Source organism: Chitinophaga varians, assembly GCF_012641275.1.
In the GTDB taxonomy this organism is placed as follows: Bacteria; Bacteroidota; Bacteroidia; order Chitinophagales; family Chitinophagaceae; genus Chitinophaga; species Chitinophaga varians_A.
Window position 1 is genome coordinate 817,697 of sequence record NZ_JABAIA010000002.1, and the last position, 16,159, is coordinate 833,855.

Consider the following 16,159-nt stretch of genomic DNA (forward strand, 5'->3'; position numbering starts at 1 on the left):
TAGTTGTTTTCTGACGTGTCGTTAATCAATACGCATTAATACACACAGATATGAGAACAGATACCTTGACCAGAATTACCGTTTTATCCCTCCTGACCGTTATCAGTTTAACCGTTAAGGTACTGGGACAATCAGCTGTCAGACCAGCACACGTGGGCATTGTTTACCCACTCAGCACCAACGGCACACAGGCTGCCGAATACACCAACCGTTTTTCACTGCATGCCATTGCCGGCCTGTCCGGGGGCGAAACTGGCGCTGCTATATCCGGTGTGTCCAACATTATCAAGGGACGTGCCACAGGAGCCGCCGTGGCCGGCTTTTCCAATCATATCGGCCTGTTGCAGAATGGCGCCGCTATTTCAGGGTTTATGAACTCGGTAAAACAAACTTCGCAGGGTGTAATGGCGACGGGCTTCATTAACCTGGGAGGAGAGATGCACCGCGGATATCAGGTGGCCGGTTTTGGGAACTTCGCATACAAAAGCGATCCCACCAGCGGACAGATATCCGGTTTTATAAACCATACCGACAGCGTGGGCGAGGCTGTTACGGGCTTTATCAACAGCCATCGCTCCGCTAAGGTACAGATAGCGGGCGCTATTAATGTGACCAAAGATGCAAATGTACAGGTAGGAGGTCTTTTGAACGTCGCTAAAAAAGTGAAAGGCGTACAGGTAGCAGGTTTGCTGAATATTGCCGATAGCAGTGACTATTCAATTGCGCTGATCAACATCGTGAAACATGGCGAAAAACAAATCAGCCTCAGCATCGATGAAACATCCAACACGATCCTTGCCTTCAAGTCCGGTGGCCGTGTGCTGTATGGTATTCTGGGCGTAGGATATAACTTCAAAAATGATTCTGCTACGCGTTATGCATTTCAGGGTGGTATAGGCGCGCACCTGTTTGTGAACTCCCACTTCCGCGTTAACATCGAAGCTGTTCATACCACCAATACCGACTTTCATAAAGTGGTCTTCAACAAAGGTACTTTTGGCGTTTACCCGGCCTACCGCTTTGGCAACAACATAGAAGTGTTTGCCGGCCCTACTTTTAACTGGGTACATACCAAAGACGGTGTGGGCGAAGATCTGGCGCCTTACTACATCTGGTCCAAACATCGCAGAAACGATAAGTTTGACGGCGCATACATTGGCGGATCATTGGGAGTGCAGGTACGATTGTAATTACTGGCTTGTGTTTTATAAAAAGTAAAAGGAGCAGACCACGACCTGCTCCTTTTTTGTTTTAATATATTCGTTCACGTTATTTCCCGGGAGAGAAGCGCAGGACATTGCCTTCCATCATAGCAGGCGTGACCACGTCTCCGTTTTTGTCGAGTGTGAAATCGGCAGGGCCGGGGATGGGTTCTTTATTGACCGTGGTGGTTTTTCCTGTTTTGAGATCTACTTCCAGGACCACTCCTTTCTTTTCAAAGGCCACCCAGTCAGAAACCAGCAATGTATTGTGGTTGGTGAGCATGATGCCATCGTAGTAACCGGTGCGGTCTGTGAGGCGGACAAACTTTTTATTTGCCGGCGCCAGGTCTACGTAGCCTATTTCACCATTGGGCGTGCCGGCGGAGCCAAAGCCGCATACGTAGAGGCGTTTCCGTTTACTGTCATAAATAACGCCGTTGGCGCCCTTTACCGGATTGTCGAATGTCAGCTCTTCGTAACGGGGATGTGCGCCCAGGTGTACGAGGTATACTTTGTTGATGTCCGTGGCAGAAACAAAAACGGTGGAATCGTTCATGGGTGCGATATCGTTGAGCATTACGCTGCCGGTGGCCGCCATGTCGAGCGTGAAGACCTCTTTGCCGGTAGATATGTCAAATCCCCTGAGCTTGTCCACGTCTGGTGTGTAGAGGATATTATGCAGAATCCATGTGCCTTTGGGCGAGTCCAGTCCGCTGGCGAATACTTTGACTTCTCCCTGGCTGTTCATTTTGTACAGCACACCGTCGCCGTCTTTTTTGGTAGGGTCTCCACCAGTGTCGGAAATGTAATAATCGCTACCGTGAATGTATACACTTTCAGGGGCTTTCATGGCCGTGCGGTTAAGCTGCTGCATCTGGCCAAAGCTGCTGCCGGCGGCGGCCAGCAAAGGAAGCAGCAAATGAATTGTTTTCATAATGTTGAGTGTTTAAGGCAAAGGTAGGGGCGGTCCGGGGCAGCACGATAACATAAAGCGTTCAGAAAATAGCAATTTTGGCCCGTTGCGCATTTTTAGGCGTATCGCCGTAGCGGCTTTTGTATTGTTTGATGAAATAGGAGGCGCTTTCAAACCCACATTCGTCCGCTACTTCATTCACATTTTTCTGTGTATTCCGCAGCAGGTAATCGGCATGTTTCAGCCGTTCATCGTTGATCCATTTTTTAGGCGGCGCATGGTATATTTTGGCGAATTCCCTTTTGAAGGCGGAGAGGCTTAATCCGCACAGGGCGGCATATTCCTGAAGAGACAATGGTTTTAGCAAATGTTCACGGATAGTGAGGGTGAGATTTTCCGTGCTGGTATCGAACATGTGATGCAGGAAAGCCAGTACCTGCGCGCGATGAGGGCCTGCAAGCAATAACAGGAATACTTCCTGTATTTTCAGCTCCAGCAGTTTGCGGGTATTTTCGTTGGGCCGTTCCATATAGCCGATGATACTGTTGCGCACATTGACCAGCTGTTCAGAGCAGGGCAACACCATGGGGATATTTGTACGCGCTTTTTTGATGTCGTCCATTTCCTCCAGGAAAGAGCGGAGGATATGATCATCCACACAAAGCATCAGGCCCTGAAAGGTGCCTTCCGGTTCCGGCAGCAGGGCAGACATGAAGTAAGTACCTCTTTTGAGCAGTATCAGATCGCCTGCTGCCGCTACAATTTCCTCGTCCGGCAGATGGATGTGTTTACTGCCTGAAATGATGAATACGAGGGTATTTCCGGTAAGGAACCCTTCGGCTTTGGCCTGGCGTTCCACCAGTTTAAACCATGCCAGGGCAGATTTACCGGCGCGGTTAATACACATGCCCGGAAAACTGCCAAATTCCTGCGGTAAACGATACAACATACAACGCAGATTAAAAAAATGAAGCTTTTTACAAATATCAGGATTTCTCCATTTATAGGAGGAATATTTATGGCATTGTATTTGAATAAATCCATACCAAACACCTTGTATATGAAAAGATGGCTATACTTATTACCCCTGCTCATGATTGCCGCGGTATTCTCCAGTTGTACCAAAACCACTAATGAAGTTGTTATTCCCAACAAGACGATCTTCTTCACCATGACGCCTGATCAATGGACGTTGGATAATAACGGTGTGTATTTCATTCAATTCAACAACCTCCCGGAACTCGACCAGAACGCCAATCAGAATGATGGCGTGGTGGTGTCTATCGCCCGTCAGCAGAACGGAGGCTATGAGCTCTACGAGCTTTTACCGGAAGTGTTCAACAACGAATCCTACAATGTGATTCACACTACTGGTAAACTGGTGGTAGAACTTCGCGGGCCTAACAATACAGTTGCCCAGAAGCCTAATGTGACCATGAAATTCAAAATTGTGATCATACCATCCAATAACGTGTCTTAAATTTTTTGAACTTAATATGAAGGGCTTTCGCAGCAATGCGGGAGCCTTTTTTATTGCCTTTATCTGACCTTTCGTCCTTTGTTAATTGTGGCATAACATACTTTTTGTTATTTTAACCCGCTTAAAGCAATCCTGTTGGATGCTTACAGCTGAACAATAAAAAGTATTTCATGAACACCAGAAGAGATTTTATCAAGAAAGCAGCCCTGCTGTCTGGTGCCGCCGGCGTAGCCGGGACCCTGCCCGGGTCCATCCAGCGTGCATTGGCCATAGACCCCCATCCCGGTACTACCTTCCGCGATGCAGAGCACATCGTGGTCCTGATGCAGGAGAACAGGTCATTTGACCACTGCTATGGCACCCTCAGGGGCGTAAGAGGATATAATGACCCCCGCGCTATCCGCCTTCCCAACAATAATCTCGTATGGCTGCAGACCAACGACAAAAACGAAACATATGCGCCTTTCCGGTTGAACATCCGCGACACCAAAGCTACCTGGATGAGCAGCCTGCCGCATTCCTGGGCCAACCAGGTAGATGCACACAACAACGGCCGTTATGATAAATGGCTACAGGTAAAACAGTCCGGCAATAAGGACTGGGCGCCGATGCCACTGACGCTGGGCTACTACAACCGTGTGGATATCCCTTTTTATTACGCCATGGCAGACGCCTTTACGGTTTGTGACCAGAACTTCTGTTCCTCGCTGACCGGCACTACGCCCAACCGTCTGTATCTCTGGACCGGCACCCTGCGTGATGAGCAGAAAGCCAGCGCCAAAGCCAACGTATGGAACGAAGATGTGGACTACGGCGCTGAAGCTCACTGGACCACTTTCCCTGAGCGGCTGGAAGACAATGGCATCAGCTGGAAAATTTATCAGAATGAAATCAGCGCCGCAGGCCTCGAAGGGGAAAAAGACGGCATGCTCGCCAATTTTACAGACAATCCCATCGAATGGTTTGCCGCTTTTAATGTGCGGTTTGCCACCGGCCACATAAAATATCTGCAACGCCGCATACAACAGCTGCCGGAAGAAATCGCGAAGCTGACAGCGGCCATTCCTGCTGCTGAAGGAGAGAAAGCGAAAAAAATGCAGCAGCAGCTGGATGAGAAAAAACAGGAACTGGAGAAAGCGAAGAAAGATGCGGAAACCTTTACCGCCGCCAACTTCGCCAAACTGGCCCAACGGGCGCAGCAACTGCACAACAAAGCCTTTACCACCAACATTGCGGACAAGGACTATCATGAACTGGAAACGCTGCAGTACAAAGATGGCGATGTGGAAAGATCTGTACAGGTGCCCAAGGGCGATATCCTGCATCAGTTCCGCACCGATGTGCATAACGGCCAGCTGCCTGCGGTTTCCTGGCTCGTAGCCCCCGGCGAATTCTCCGACCACCCCGGTTCTCCATGGTATGGTGCCTGGTACGTGTCTGAAGTGCTGGACATTCTCACGCAGAAAGAAGAAGTATGGAAGAAGACCATTTTTATCCTCTGTTACGATGAGAACGATGGATACTTTGACCATGTGCCTCCTTTTGTTGCGCCCTTCAAACCCGGTACAGGCCTTGTCTCCAAAGGGATAGACACCGCGGTGGAATACGTCACCAAAGAACAGGAGCAGGCCAAAGGCCACGTAGGGAAAAATTCCGTGCGGGAAAGCCCTATCGGTTTGGGATACCGCGTACCGTTGGTGATCGCTTCTCCCTGGAGCCGTGGCGGTTATGTGAACTCACAGGTGTTTGACCATACTTCCATCCTTCAGTTTATGGAAGATTTCCTGCAACATAAAACCGGTAAGGCTATTAAAGAAACAAATATTTCCGCCTGGCGCCGTACCGTATGTGGCGACCTCACGTCTGTGTTCCGCCCGTTCAACGGCGAAAAAGTGAAGGTGCCTTTCCAGGAAAGAAATGAGTTTATCGAAAGCGTCTACAACGCGCGTTTCAAAAAGCTGCCGGACGAGTTCAAAAAACTCACCGCTGCCGAAATTGAGAAAATCAATACCAATCCGGCCAAGGCAGAATGGATGCCACGGCAGGAAGCCGGTACCCGTGTGTCCTGTGCGTTGCCTTACCAGTTGTATGTAAACGGTAAGCTGGGCGCTGACAAAAAAACATTTGACATCAGCTTCGCCGCTTCCAATGAGGTGTTTGGCAAAAAAGCCGCCGGCTCGCCGTTCAACGTGTATGCGCCCGGCAAATACCTGCAGGCAGACAGCCGTGAAATGGAACCGGTGCGGACCTGGTCTTATGCCGTAACGGCCGGCGACCAGCTGAAAGACGCCTGGCCTTTGTCTTCTTTTGAAGGTGAACAATATCGCCTGCGTACGTATGGTCCCAATGGCTTTTACCGTGAATTCGCCGGTAACGCCCAGGACCCGCAGGTAGACATTACCTGCGAGTACCAGCGCTCACTGCGTAACCGCAAACAGCTTACCGGTAATGCAGACCTGCATATCGCCAACCGCAGCAACAAAGCCATTACAGTGACTATTACTGATAATGCCTATGGCAAAGCAGTGGTGCGCAAAACCATTGCCGCCAATACACAGGCCGCCATGATCATTGATAACAGCAAAAGTCAGCACTGGTATGACTTCACCCTAAAAGTGGAGGGGCATGACCAGTTTGAGCAACGTTTTGCCGGCCGGGTGGAAACCGGTGCGGAGAGTATCAGTGACCCTGCCATGGCGTAGCCAATTACGAATTACGAATTACGAATGAAAGGTTCGTTTATGGAGAGGTTATTTAGTAGCCGCTTTATACAACAGCCTTTCATTCGTAATTCGTAATTCGTAATTCGTAATTGATTTCCACGCTTTGTGTCGCTGCAGCCACAGCCACAGCGCCGATACCGCCGGCTGCAGCCTTTTTTCGTTCTGGTGTTTATTTTGATATGAAAAAGGCATGAGATACCTTTTTCTGCTTACCCTGCTGGTATATCTCCTGTCAGGCTGCAATAGCCCTTCAGCGCCTGAGCATGCCGACGTTGCGACCGCTGACGTGCTCACCCCCAGGAACACGGCGATCACCGCCGAAAAAGCCTATAATGACCTTTTTCTGGACACCACCGCCCTTGAGCAGTTTATTAACAAGCGGCAGTTGACCGATGCCGTGGCCAACCGGTTGCGCAGTTTTTATAACGCGCGTAACTATCAGTTTGCCTGGATAGACAGCCGTGGCCTTACAGAAGAAGCCGCCGCCTTCCGCAGCCTGTTCAACCAAAGCCCGGACACTACCGGCGATAAGCCGTTAAACAATAAGCTGGACCGGCTGCTGGAAGAAGACACGCTGCATGCGAAGGCGACCGATCCTGATATGATACAAACGGAACTGATGCTTACGTGGCGGCTGGTGCGGTATTTCCGGCAGAACGGCGGCAGCGTGGAACAAATGGAGCACATGGTGCCCATGCAGAAAGAAGACATGATGGAGATGGCGGACTCCATGCTGCATACCAGCGAGAAACAGTACCCGGCCATCGCAGGCCTGAAGCCTGCCCTGCGGCAGTACCGCGATATCGTCAAAAATGGCGGATGGAAGCCCGTGGATTCATCGGCCCGGGCTATAAAAAAAGGGCAGTCATCTCCCGTGATCATCTCCATAAAACAAAGGCTGGCGATAACCGGGGAGCTAAAGGAAAAAGACAGCAGTGATGTATTCACGGACGAACTGGAGGCCGCTGTGAACCGCTTTCGTAACAGTCACGGCTACTCGGAAAACGGGGTGGTCAATGACACGGTCATCCGCGCCATGAACGTGCCTGCGGAGGAGCGCTTAAAACAGTTGCTGATCAATATGCAGCGGATGAAGTGGTTGCCCGCCACCCCGCAGGGAAAGCTGATCGTGGTGAACATTCCGGCCTTTATGCTGCATGTGACCAACGATGGTAAAAAGGTATTCGACATGCCGATAGTAGTGGGGAAAGAAGGGCATAGCACGACGATGTTTTCCGGGAAATTAAACCAGGTGGTGTTTAGTCCTTACTGGAACATACCCCGCAGCATTGTGCGGAAGGAAATATTGCCGGCCATGTCGCGTAACAGCGGCTACCTGGCGCGTAAGAACATGGAGATCACCGGGCATGTGAACGGATTACCGGTGGTACGGCAAAGGCCGGGCGCCCGCAACGCTTTGGGACGGGTGAAGTTCCTGTTCCCCAACAGTTTTAATATCTACTTTCATGATACCCCCGAAAAAGGATTGTTTAACCGGGACGACCGTGCTTACAGCCACGGGTGTATACGGCTGAAAGACCCTGTCGCCATGGCCAGGTTTATATTGGAGGACTCACCTCAATGGACCGACGAAAAAATCGATGAAGCCATGAACAGCAGTAAACAAAAATATGTGGCCGTAAAACATCCGGTACCGGTGATTATCACTTACTTCACCGCCTGGGCGGATGAGGAGGGTGCGTTACATCTGGTACGGGACGTTTACGGCCACGATGCGGTGATGAAACAAAAAATGTTTTAGCTGTTCACACTGTCTTTTACCAGCATCCTGGAATGCATGGAGTAGTATTTGTCCGGGCTGTACAAAAACAGGCAGGTGCCATTGGCAATGCGCTGAATGACTTTGCGGTGCACGCCCTCCGGAATGGCCGGGCAACCAAGGCTGCGGCCGATATAACCCTGGCTTTTGATCAGTGCTTCGTTGACATAGGCGGCGCTGTGCATCACGATCCCACGACTGAGCGCGTTGTCGTTGATGCCGGCTTCTTCACCTTCCAGGCGCAGGGAATAACCGTGCTCCCCGTTATAGGTGTCGCCGGTCACATAAAAACCCAGGCTGCTCTTGTAGCTGTTCGTTTTGTTGGAAAAGGTGCTGGCCAGCAGCGTACCTGAATTCCTGCCATGAGATACCAGCGTGTTAAACAGCAGCAGTCTGTTTTTGATGTCAATCACAAAAAGCCGCTTTTTGCTGGAGGGCAGCGAAAAGTCGATAATGGAAAGAATGTCCGGGTTTTTGAGCCTGCCTTTACCTTCAAGTTGATTGTAGCCTTGCAGTGCGCTTTCGAATGCTTCCCGGGACAAGCCGGTAGTATCCAGTCGCATGCTTTCATACAAACTTTCCTCCTGCAGTGAGTCGTTCACTGCCGGTCTGAGGGTGCGGTATGCGGTGGCAGGATTTTTTTCAGCTGAGGTAAGGGTGGTAATCAGGAATACAAAAAAACCGATGGTTGCAATAAAAATTAACGGTTTAATAAACTTCTTCACTTTCAATGTCACTCCGTAAAATATTTATCAAGGTTAGAGAATAACGATTAATCCATATCAAACGAAAATAACGAATATCGCCGGGATATGTTGCCCTAAAAAAGGCTCTTCCAGCTCGCTTCCGGCTATTTTAACAAGATGTTGACATACATAAAAAATGTTGATATGGAGCAATTTTGGTGAAAAACGGGACAATTTCAGCATAGGATGCCAAGGGTGGATGATTATCTTTAATGTCAGATTTAAAACAGCTTTTGCGTTATGATAAAAAGATATCTGGTCCTTATTCCCTTGCTGTTCCTTTTTGCCCGTACCCATGCTAATACGGGTGAGCCTGTTAAAGAACTGATCCAGCAGATGGCCTCAGACGTAGATGATCTGCACCGGGTATACATTTTCCGGTACAGCCCGGAGTATTTTGACCGTATGCGCACGTATTATCAGCAAACACTGGCATCGCTGGCATCATTGTCATTTGCGTCATTGCCGGTGAGCGACCAGGTGGACTATATCCTGCTGAAGCGCAAGATAGGACAGGAGCTACAGGAGATCAGTGAAAATGAGGCATTGTACAAGGTGCTGCAACCGGCTGTCATTCCCTTTGCGCAAACACTGATGACCATGCAGGTGAAGCGCCGTCGCGGCGACAATCCTGACGTGCCCAGGATCGTGGCCGACCTTGCCGCGGTGCAGCAACAAATCACCGCTGCACAGGCCGCATTGAAGAATAAAAGTTCCCTGACGCCGGCACAGGCCCGCCAGGCAGCAGAGATCGTAGATGACCTGCGTAACGGCCTCAAAAACGTATATACTTTCTATTATGGCTACGAGCCTGCGTTTACCAAACAGGTGAAACAGCCTTATCAGCAAACAGACAGCCTGCTGGGCCTGTACGGCCGCTTTCTGGGTCATGAACTGGCAGATAAAACCGATAAAACACTGGATGCCTCCGGCATCAAAGGCACCCCCATCGGCCGCGAAGCGCTCATCAAACAACTACAGTACGAGATGATCCCGTATTCTCCCGAAGAACTGGTGGAGATGGCCAACAAAGAGTTCGCCTGGTGTGATGCGGAAATGCTGAAAGCATCTGCTGCGCTGGGTTTTGGGAAGGATTGGAAAAAGGCGCTGGAAAAGGTGAAAGAAAACCATGTGGAACCTGGCAGGCAACCGGAAATGATACACCGGCTGGCAGACGAGGCGATTAAATTTGTGGAAGACAGCAACCTGGTGACAGTACCGGCACTGGCCAAAGAAGCCTGGCGCATGTTTATGCTGTCTAAAGAGCAGCAACGCTTTGCGCCGTTTTTCCTGGGAGGCGAATCCATCCTGGTAGCCTACCCGACAGATGATATGGATGAAGCTACCCGGGCGATGAGCCTGCGCAGCAACAACTATGCATTTTCCCATGCCACCGTGTTTCACGAGCTGATACCCGGCCACAACCTGCAGGGTTTTATGAACAAACGTAATAAAGCCTACCGCCGTATGTTCAGCACGCCTTTCTCCGTAGAGGGGTGGGCGTTATATTGGGAAATGCTCCTGTGGAACAAAAATTTCCACAGTACGCCCGAACAGAAAGTAGGCGCGCTGTTCTGGCGCATGCACCGTTGCGCCCGCATTATCTTCTCCCTGAATTATCACCTGGGCAAATGGACTCCTCAGCAGTGTATCGATTTCCTCGTTGACCGTGTAGGCCACGAACGTTTCAGCGCATCGTCGGAAGTGCGCCGCTCCTTTGAAGGCGACTATGGCCCGCTGTATCAGATCGCTTACATGATGGGCGGGCTGCAGCTGCGGGCTTTGCACCATGAGCTGATTGACAGCGGAAAGATGACGGAAAAACAGTTCCACGACGCTTTCCTTCATGAGAATGCCATCCCCATTGAGATGTTCAGGGCTATTATCACCAACCAGCAACTGACACCGGATTTTAAAACCAAATGGCGTTTTGCGGACCAATTGTTGCAGCAATAACGAATCGTTACTTTTATAAAAAAATTGCCATGCCTGAATTACCTGACCTGAACGTGTTCAGCCACAACCTGGAAAAAACCCTGCTGCACAAACAGCTGGAGACAATTGAGGTGGTCGTAAAAAAGAAACTGCGTACGCCTGAAAAAGAGCTGAAGGCTGCACTGGAAGGGCAGCGTCTGGAATCTATCCGGCGTGTGGGCAAGGAATTGCATTTCGAATTTAAAAATGGCCATGTGCTGGGGATGCACCTGATGCTGCATGGCAAACTATATTTATTTGACCGGCAAAACGAGCAGAAACATACTATCTGCACGTTGTTGTTCAAAGATGGCAAAGGCCTGGCCCTGACGGATTATCAGGGCCAGGCAAACATCTTCCTGGACCCTGACCCCAAAGAGGCGCCTGATGCACTTTCCAAAGAGTTGACCGAAGCGTGGCTGAAAGCCGCACTGGCCAAAAAGAGAACGGCCATCAAAAAATTCCTGACAGATCAAAAAAACATTCTTGGCATCGGCAACGCCTATGCAGACGATATCCTGTGGGAAGCGCGTATCTCACCTTTTTCCGTTGCCAACCAGATTCCTTCAGCGGCGGTAAAATCGTTGCACAAAGCCATCCATAAGGTATTGACCAACGCGGAGAAAAATATTCGCAAACATCATCCTGACATCATCAACGGAGAAGTACGCGACTATATGCTGGTGCATAGCCACAAGCTGACGGAAAGTCCTGGTGGCGCAGCGATACAGCATGTTTCATCCGGCGGTAAGACGTATTACACGAATGAACAAGTGGAGTATAAATGATTTTGCTGTTTTGATATTCTCAGACTTGTAGCAAAGATTTTAGCTCGGTCGCATTTTTTAGTGCATATCCATGACCGTCGTTGTTGAAAAAGGCCCATACGGCGTGTTTGTCATCATGCCATTGTTTTATTTTGGCTGCGTAGGCAGTCATCGTTTTATGGTTGTAGGCCGTGTCGTAGTGGCCGTTAGGGCCATGGAAACGGATGTATATATGCTTTGCCGTTATTCTTTCTGCAAACGGCCAGCGGCCACCGGAATCTGCGATGACCCACGCTATATTATATTTCTCCAGCAGCTTAAAGGCGTCTTCCTGTAACCAGCTGTCGTGCCTGGCTTCCAGCGCAAACTCATAATCCCGGTAGACGGTTTTCAGGAGGTCAAAAAATACGTATAGCCGTTCCGGTTCGAAAACCAGGGACGGCGGTAGCTGGATTAATACCGGTCCCAGGCTCTTTTTCACGGGGTCGAATATACTGAAATAGCGTTCCAGTGGTTCTGCCGGGTCCAGCAGCCGTTTTATGTGTGTAATGTACCGGCTGAGTTTCGGACAGAACCAGAAACGTTTTGGTACCTTATGTACCCAGTTTTCCACAGTGCCTGGTTTGGGCAGATGATAGAAGCTGGTATTGATCTCTGTTGTTTTATATGACTGTGCATAAAACGCCAGATACTCTACCGGCTTTAATTCAGGAGGATAGAAAATATCCTTCCAGTGTTTATAGCTCCAGCCGGAAGTGCCGATATAAGTACCCTTTTTTGCCATATGCAACAGGGTGCAAAAGCTGTTCCGGCATTACAGATCAGGCTGTTGTAATGGCTACCGCCGGTGTTTCTTCCCGTTGTTCATAAATGTTTCCGGCAATTTTTTCTACCAGTGGTTTGGGGAAAAATTTCGGCAGGAATGCATTCAGTTTGTTGATGAACCCCGGCACAATTTCCGCTTTGCCTTTAAATAATCCGTTCACTGCTATTTTAGCCACGCTTTCCGGCGTCATGTTGAAACGGTCCGCAATTCTGCGGGTGTTATTGCCCATGCGGGCACGGTTCACGAAATCAGTATCGGTGCTGCCCGGGCTCAATGCGCTTACCGAAACAGGCGAGTGGCGCAGCTCATAGCGCAGGCCTCTGGTGAACGACAGCGCAAAGGCTTTGGTAGCAGCGTAGATATTGAGATAGGGGACGGTCTGATAGGCAGTGGTGCTGGCGAGGTTGAGCAACCATGATTTTGGAAACCGGCGCAGTACCGGGATATAGGCGTATGATAATCCCACCTGTGCTTTGATGTTCACATCGATGATGTTGAACTGTTCTTCGAGGGAAAGATTTTCAAAAGCGCCGTTGATACCATAGCCGGCGTTGTTCACTACCACCGTTAACTGTTCGTGCCAACGGCTGCTCCATGCCGTGACTTTCGACAGTGCATCCGGTTGCGACAGGTCCTGATGGAGCGTGTGTACATGGACGTGATAAAGCCCCACTAATGCTGTCGCAGTTTCCTGCAAAGATGTATCGTCGAGGTCTACCAGTAGCAGGTGATAGTTTCTTTGTGCCAGTTCGGCTGCAATGGCTTTGCCAATACCCTTGGCTGCGCCGGTTACCAATGCGTAAGACATACGTATAATATTTTAGATAGCAGTACTGTTAACTTTTGCGAGTTTGCCTTCGGCGGCCTTAACAGCGGCCCATTGCGGTTTTCCGCCGTAGAGATGCTGTTTCAGCTGCGCCAGTTTGTGATAAAATGGCGTGGGGGACTGAGCATGTTTTGGCTGATAGGCGCCGGTCACCACGGGGATGTACATCACCCTGCGGCGGCTTTTTTCGCCGGTGAAAGGTGACTGTTGCACACGGTGCCATAGCCGGCCGTCATGCACGGTAAGGTCGCCGGCTTCAATATCGAAGCCTGTTTCCCGGTCGTCCGGCGTATGATCGATGAAATATTTTTTGCGGAACAGCAGCCGGAAAAGACTTTGATGGTGCGTGCCTGCAAGCACCCGCAGGCCGCCGTTTTCCAGGGGGCAGTCGTCCAGGTGGATGCCCACGTTGAGCATAGGCAGTATCCGTGATCCCAGGAAAAGGTCACGGGGACTGTCGGTATGCCATCCTAACTGCCGGAACTGGCTGTTGTCGGTATTTACATAATGATTGATGACGAGGCCGTCTTTTTCATTTTCGCCGATGCGGCCGTCATAGGGCGATAGCAGGTTGGTCAATGCGAGCAGGCGTTCATCTTTCAGGAGTTCGCGAAGCGCATTGCTGTAATGAGAAGCAAATGCGATACGTTGTACCAGTGGCGCACCGTTGATGTCGCTGCCAAATTTCAATGGGATACCGTTTACTTTCTGTACCTGGTTGCGCAGCAGGAAATCCTGTACCTGTGCCACTTCGCTTAAAATAAGAGACAACGATTCTTTGTCGAGGAAGTTCTTAAACTGTATAATACCATGTTGCTGGAAGTAGTTCAGTTGTGGCGCAGTGACAGTTTTCCCCAGATGAAATACGGGTTGGTTGTTCGTTTTCATTACGAGCAGATTTTGTAACAGTAAAAAATGAAGATTTGAAATGATGCTATACGTGCGGAAGTTGGTGGGGAAGACCGCAGCAGAGGGGAGCAGGATTAACAACAACAGGAGCCGGCAGCAGGTTGACTGGCTGACAGAAGCCTTTGCAGGCGCAGGTTTAGATATCGATGATGATTTTCCATAATGGTAGATTTTATTAGTCTACTAATTCTGTAGACAAATGTAGGAAAAAAGATCTGATAAAAAATACAACGGCCTGATGTTTTTTTTCGATGATTGATAATGATGGGGTTAGCGGAGATTTTCGAGATCTTCCGGGGTATCGATATCTATGATGCCTTCGGGAAAGGGGATGGTTGTTACATCCTGTTGGTGTTGCAGGATAATTTTTTTCGCGCCTTCCTGTCCTGTTAACGCCAGTAAGCCAGGAAAAAAGGTGCTGCTGAATATTATGGGCGTACCAATGGCAGGGCCATAGCTACAGGCGGTGATGCCTTTGTTTTGCCGGTAGTGAGTGGTGATCAGTTCTTCCAGCAGGACTGGGGTGATAAAAGGCTGGTCGCACAGCAGGATAAGGACGTCACTAACGTTATGGTCTATACGTATCAGTTCCCGCACGCCGCTTTGTATAGAGCTGCCCATGCCACTTTCCCAGTCAGTGTTGATGACGATGTTGGTTTCACTATCCTGCAGGTCGGGCAGGATAGTATCTGCAAAGGCGCCCAGCACCACTACCACGGGGTTGGCGGTGGTCTGCCGCGTAGTTTGGATGATCCGTTGCAACAGGCTTTGTTGCTGAAAGCGCACCTGCTGTTTGGGTGTGCCCAAACGCCGGGAGGCGCCGGCAGCAAGGATGACCGCACCTGTATGCCTCATTATAACTGTTTTTGGATAATCTGTTGCCGGGCGCGCTGATGGATAGCGGACGGATTGTTGCGCAGGGAATCGCCGGGTGCGCCGGCCATGACAGCCTTTACTTCGCTGATGATGGAAAGGGCTATCTCTTCCGGTACGTCTGCGCCGATGTCCAGTCCAACAGGGCCGTATATACGTGCCTGTTGTTCAGGGGAGACCACGGTGCCGGCATCTTCCATTTCCTGTAGCATCCGTTGCAGTTTCCTGGCGGGGCCGAGGACGCCCGTATAAGGAAGGTGGTGTGGCAGCAGTGCCGTAAGCAGGGCGATATCGTAGTTGTAGTTATGTGTCATCAGTACGGCGGCGGTATAATCATCGGGTTGCAGGTGTTGCAGCACTTCTACCGGTTTAGCGGCAATCACGCGGGTGGCTTCCGGAAAACGTTGCCGTTGGGCATAAGCCGGGCGGCCGTCCACCACGATGGTATGCCATCCCAATATCGCCGCTATTTTCACCAGTGGCTGTACGTCGTTGCCGGCGCCGGCAATGAGCAGTTGTAATGCCGGTGGATGCCAGGCGATAAGCGCGGTGATTTGTTCCCTGCCATTGTCGTATGTTTTCACGGCGGAGCGCCGCGCCGAAAAGGCCGCACATACGTCTGACAGCACGGCGGTACGCAGCGGGCCGTCTTCAAGGTGGACCTGTCTTTCACCGCCGTCGGTGACGAGTATACAGGTGCCTGGCTGCGGAGCGGAACGTTGTTCGAGATTAAACAGTGTAACCATGACCGTTGTATCGCGTCTGCCGGCATGTTGTTGCAACAGCGTGAGCGGGTTCATGGCGAGGTGTGGCCCCAGCGGTTCCAGGAGGATGTGTATAACGCCGTTGCAGCCCAGTCCCACGCCAACGGCAGCATCATCTTCGTCTGTCGTATCGTAGGTGACCAGCATGGGTTTTTGTTGCATCATGGCCAGTTGGGCTTTGCGCAGCGCATCGCCTTCGAGGCAGCCGCCGCTGATAGCGCCTGTCAGCGCTCCGTTTTCGGTGATCAGCATGCGTGCGCCGGGCTGGCGGTAGGCCGAGCCTTCTACATGTACAACGGTGGCGAGGGCCGTTTGCAGGCCTTGCTCAACGGCGGCAAGGTACGCCTTCACAATATCTTCCAGCTCTTTCTGCATG

Annotated in this window: 15 protein-coding genes; 6 read left to right on the forward strand and 9 right to left on the reverse strand. The window is 50.5% G+C overall.

All coding sequences use genetic code 11. The annotated features are described in order from the left end of the window. Positions 1-50: 50 nt before the first annotated feature. On the forward strand, positions 51-1,190 hold the full coding sequence (locus tag HGH92_RS17995) for a hypothetical protein (protein WP_168872146.1): 1,140 nt from the start codon (positions 51-53) through the stop codon (positions 1,188-1,190). A gap of 79 nt (positions 1,191-1,269) precedes the next feature. On the opposite strand, the gene HGH92_RS18000 is transcribed toward HGH92_RS17995, so the two are convergent. Together HGH92_RS18000 and HGH92_RS18005 are read right to left on the reverse strand one after the other, a co-directional pair. Continuing rightward, on the reverse strand, positions 1,270-2,136 hold the full coding sequence (locus HGH92_RS18000) for a hypothetical protein (RefSeq protein WP_168872147.1): 867 nt from the start codon (positions 2,134-2,136) through the stop codon (positions 1,270-1,272). A gap of 61 nt (positions 2,137-2,197) precedes the next feature. Beyond that, positions 2,198-3,064, reverse strand: a complete 867-nt coding sequence (locus tag HGH92_RS18005) for a helix-turn-helix transcriptional regulator (RefSeq protein ID WP_168872148.1) — start codon at positions 3,062-3,064, stop codon at positions 2,198-2,200. Between the two features lie 111 nt (positions 3,065-3,175). Between HGH92_RS18005 and HGH92_RS18010 the strand changes: the two genes are divergently transcribed. The 3 genes from HGH92_RS18010 to HGH92_RS18020 all read left to right on the forward strand — a co-directional run bounded on the left by HGH92_RS18010 (position 3,176) and on the right by HGH92_RS18020 (position 8,080). Next, on the forward strand, positions 3,176-3,595 hold the full coding sequence (locus HGH92_RS18010; protein WP_168872149.1) for a hypothetical protein: 420 nt from the start codon (positions 3,176-3,178) through the stop codon (positions 3,593-3,595). A 170-nt stretch (positions 3,596-3,765) separates the two neighbouring features. Beyond that, positions 3,766-6,297 carry a phosphocholine-specific phospholipase C gene (locus HGH92_RS18015; protein WP_168872150.1) on the forward strand — a complete coding sequence of 844 codons (2,532 nt, stop codon included), beginning with the start codon at positions 3,766-3,768 and terminating at the stop codon, positions 6,295-6,297. Positions 6,298-6,508: 211 nt separating this feature from the next. Beyond that, on the forward strand, positions 6,509-8,080 hold the full coding sequence (locus HGH92_RS18020) for a murein L,D-transpeptidase (RefSeq protein ID WP_168872151.1): 1,572 nt from the start codon (positions 6,509-6,511) through the stop codon (positions 8,078-8,080). On the opposite strand, the gene HGH92_RS18025 is transcribed toward HGH92_RS18020, so the two are convergent. Next, positions 8,077-8,835, reverse strand: coding sequence for a murein L,D-transpeptidase catalytic domain family protein (locus HGH92_RS18025; RefSeq protein WP_317166425.1), 759 nt, complete (start codon positions 8,833-8,835; stop codon positions 8,077-8,079). The genes HGH92_RS18020 and HGH92_RS18025 overlap by 4 nt on opposite strands. Positions 8,836-9,084: 249 nt before the next feature. On the opposite strand from HGH92_RS18025, the gene HGH92_RS18030 reads away from it, so the two are divergent. Continuing rightward, positions 9,085-10,800, forward strand: a complete 1,716-nt coding sequence (locus HGH92_RS18030) for a DUF885 family protein (protein WP_168872152.1) — start codon at positions 9,085-9,087, stop codon at positions 10,798-10,800. A gap of 29 nt (positions 10,801-10,829) precedes the next feature. Further along, complete coding sequence (locus tag HGH92_RS18035) at positions 10,830-11,606, forward strand: DNA-formamidopyrimidine glycosylase family protein (protein ID WP_168872153.1); 777 nt, start codon at positions 10,830-10,832, stop codon at positions 11,604-11,606. A 19-nt stretch (positions 11,607-11,625) separates the two neighbouring features. Here the strand turns inward: HGH92_RS18035 and HGH92_RS18040 are convergent, their stop codons facing one another. The 6 genes from HGH92_RS18040 to HGH92_RS18065 form a co-directional block, all read right to left on the reverse strand. Beyond that, a complete protein-coding gene (locus tag HGH92_RS18040; RefSeq protein ID WP_168872154.1) occupies positions 11,626-12,369 on the reverse strand; it encodes a DUF72 domain-containing protein in 744 nt (247 codons plus the stop codon). 37 nt (positions 12,370-12,406) lie between these two features. Further along, on the reverse strand, positions 12,407-13,219 hold the full coding sequence (locus tag HGH92_RS18045; protein ID WP_168872155.1) for an SDR family NAD(P)-dependent oxidoreductase: 813 nt from the start codon (positions 13,217-13,219) through the stop codon (positions 12,407-12,409). Positions 13,220-13,231: 12 nt separating this feature from the next. Beyond that, the gene (locus tag HGH92_RS18050; RefSeq protein ID WP_168872156.1) at positions 13,232-14,125 is read right to left on the reverse strand and encodes a phytanoyl-CoA dioxygenase family protein; all 894 of its coding nucleotides are present in this window, start codon (positions 14,123-14,125) and stop codon (positions 13,232-13,234) included. 46 nt (positions 14,126-14,171) lie between these two features. Beyond that, entirely contained in the window at positions 14,172-14,246 is a 75-nt protein-coding gene (locus tag HGH92_RS34355; protein ID WP_410493980.1) for a hypothetical protein, read from the reverse strand. 170 nt (positions 14,247-14,416) lie between these two features. Then, on the reverse strand, positions 14,417-15,001 hold the full coding sequence (locus tag HGH92_RS18060) for an NTP transferase domain-containing protein (protein WP_168872158.1): 585 nt from the start codon (positions 14,999-15,001) through the stop codon (positions 14,417-14,419). Continuing rightward, the gene (locus HGH92_RS18065; protein ID WP_168872159.1) at positions 15,001-16,158 is read right to left on the reverse strand and encodes an XdhC family protein; all 1,158 of its coding nucleotides are present in this window, start codon (positions 16,156-16,158) and stop codon (positions 15,001-15,003) included. Before HGH92_RS18065 ends, HGH92_RS18060 begins: the two co-directional genes overlap by 1 nt. Position 16,159 lies beyond the last annotated feature (1 nt).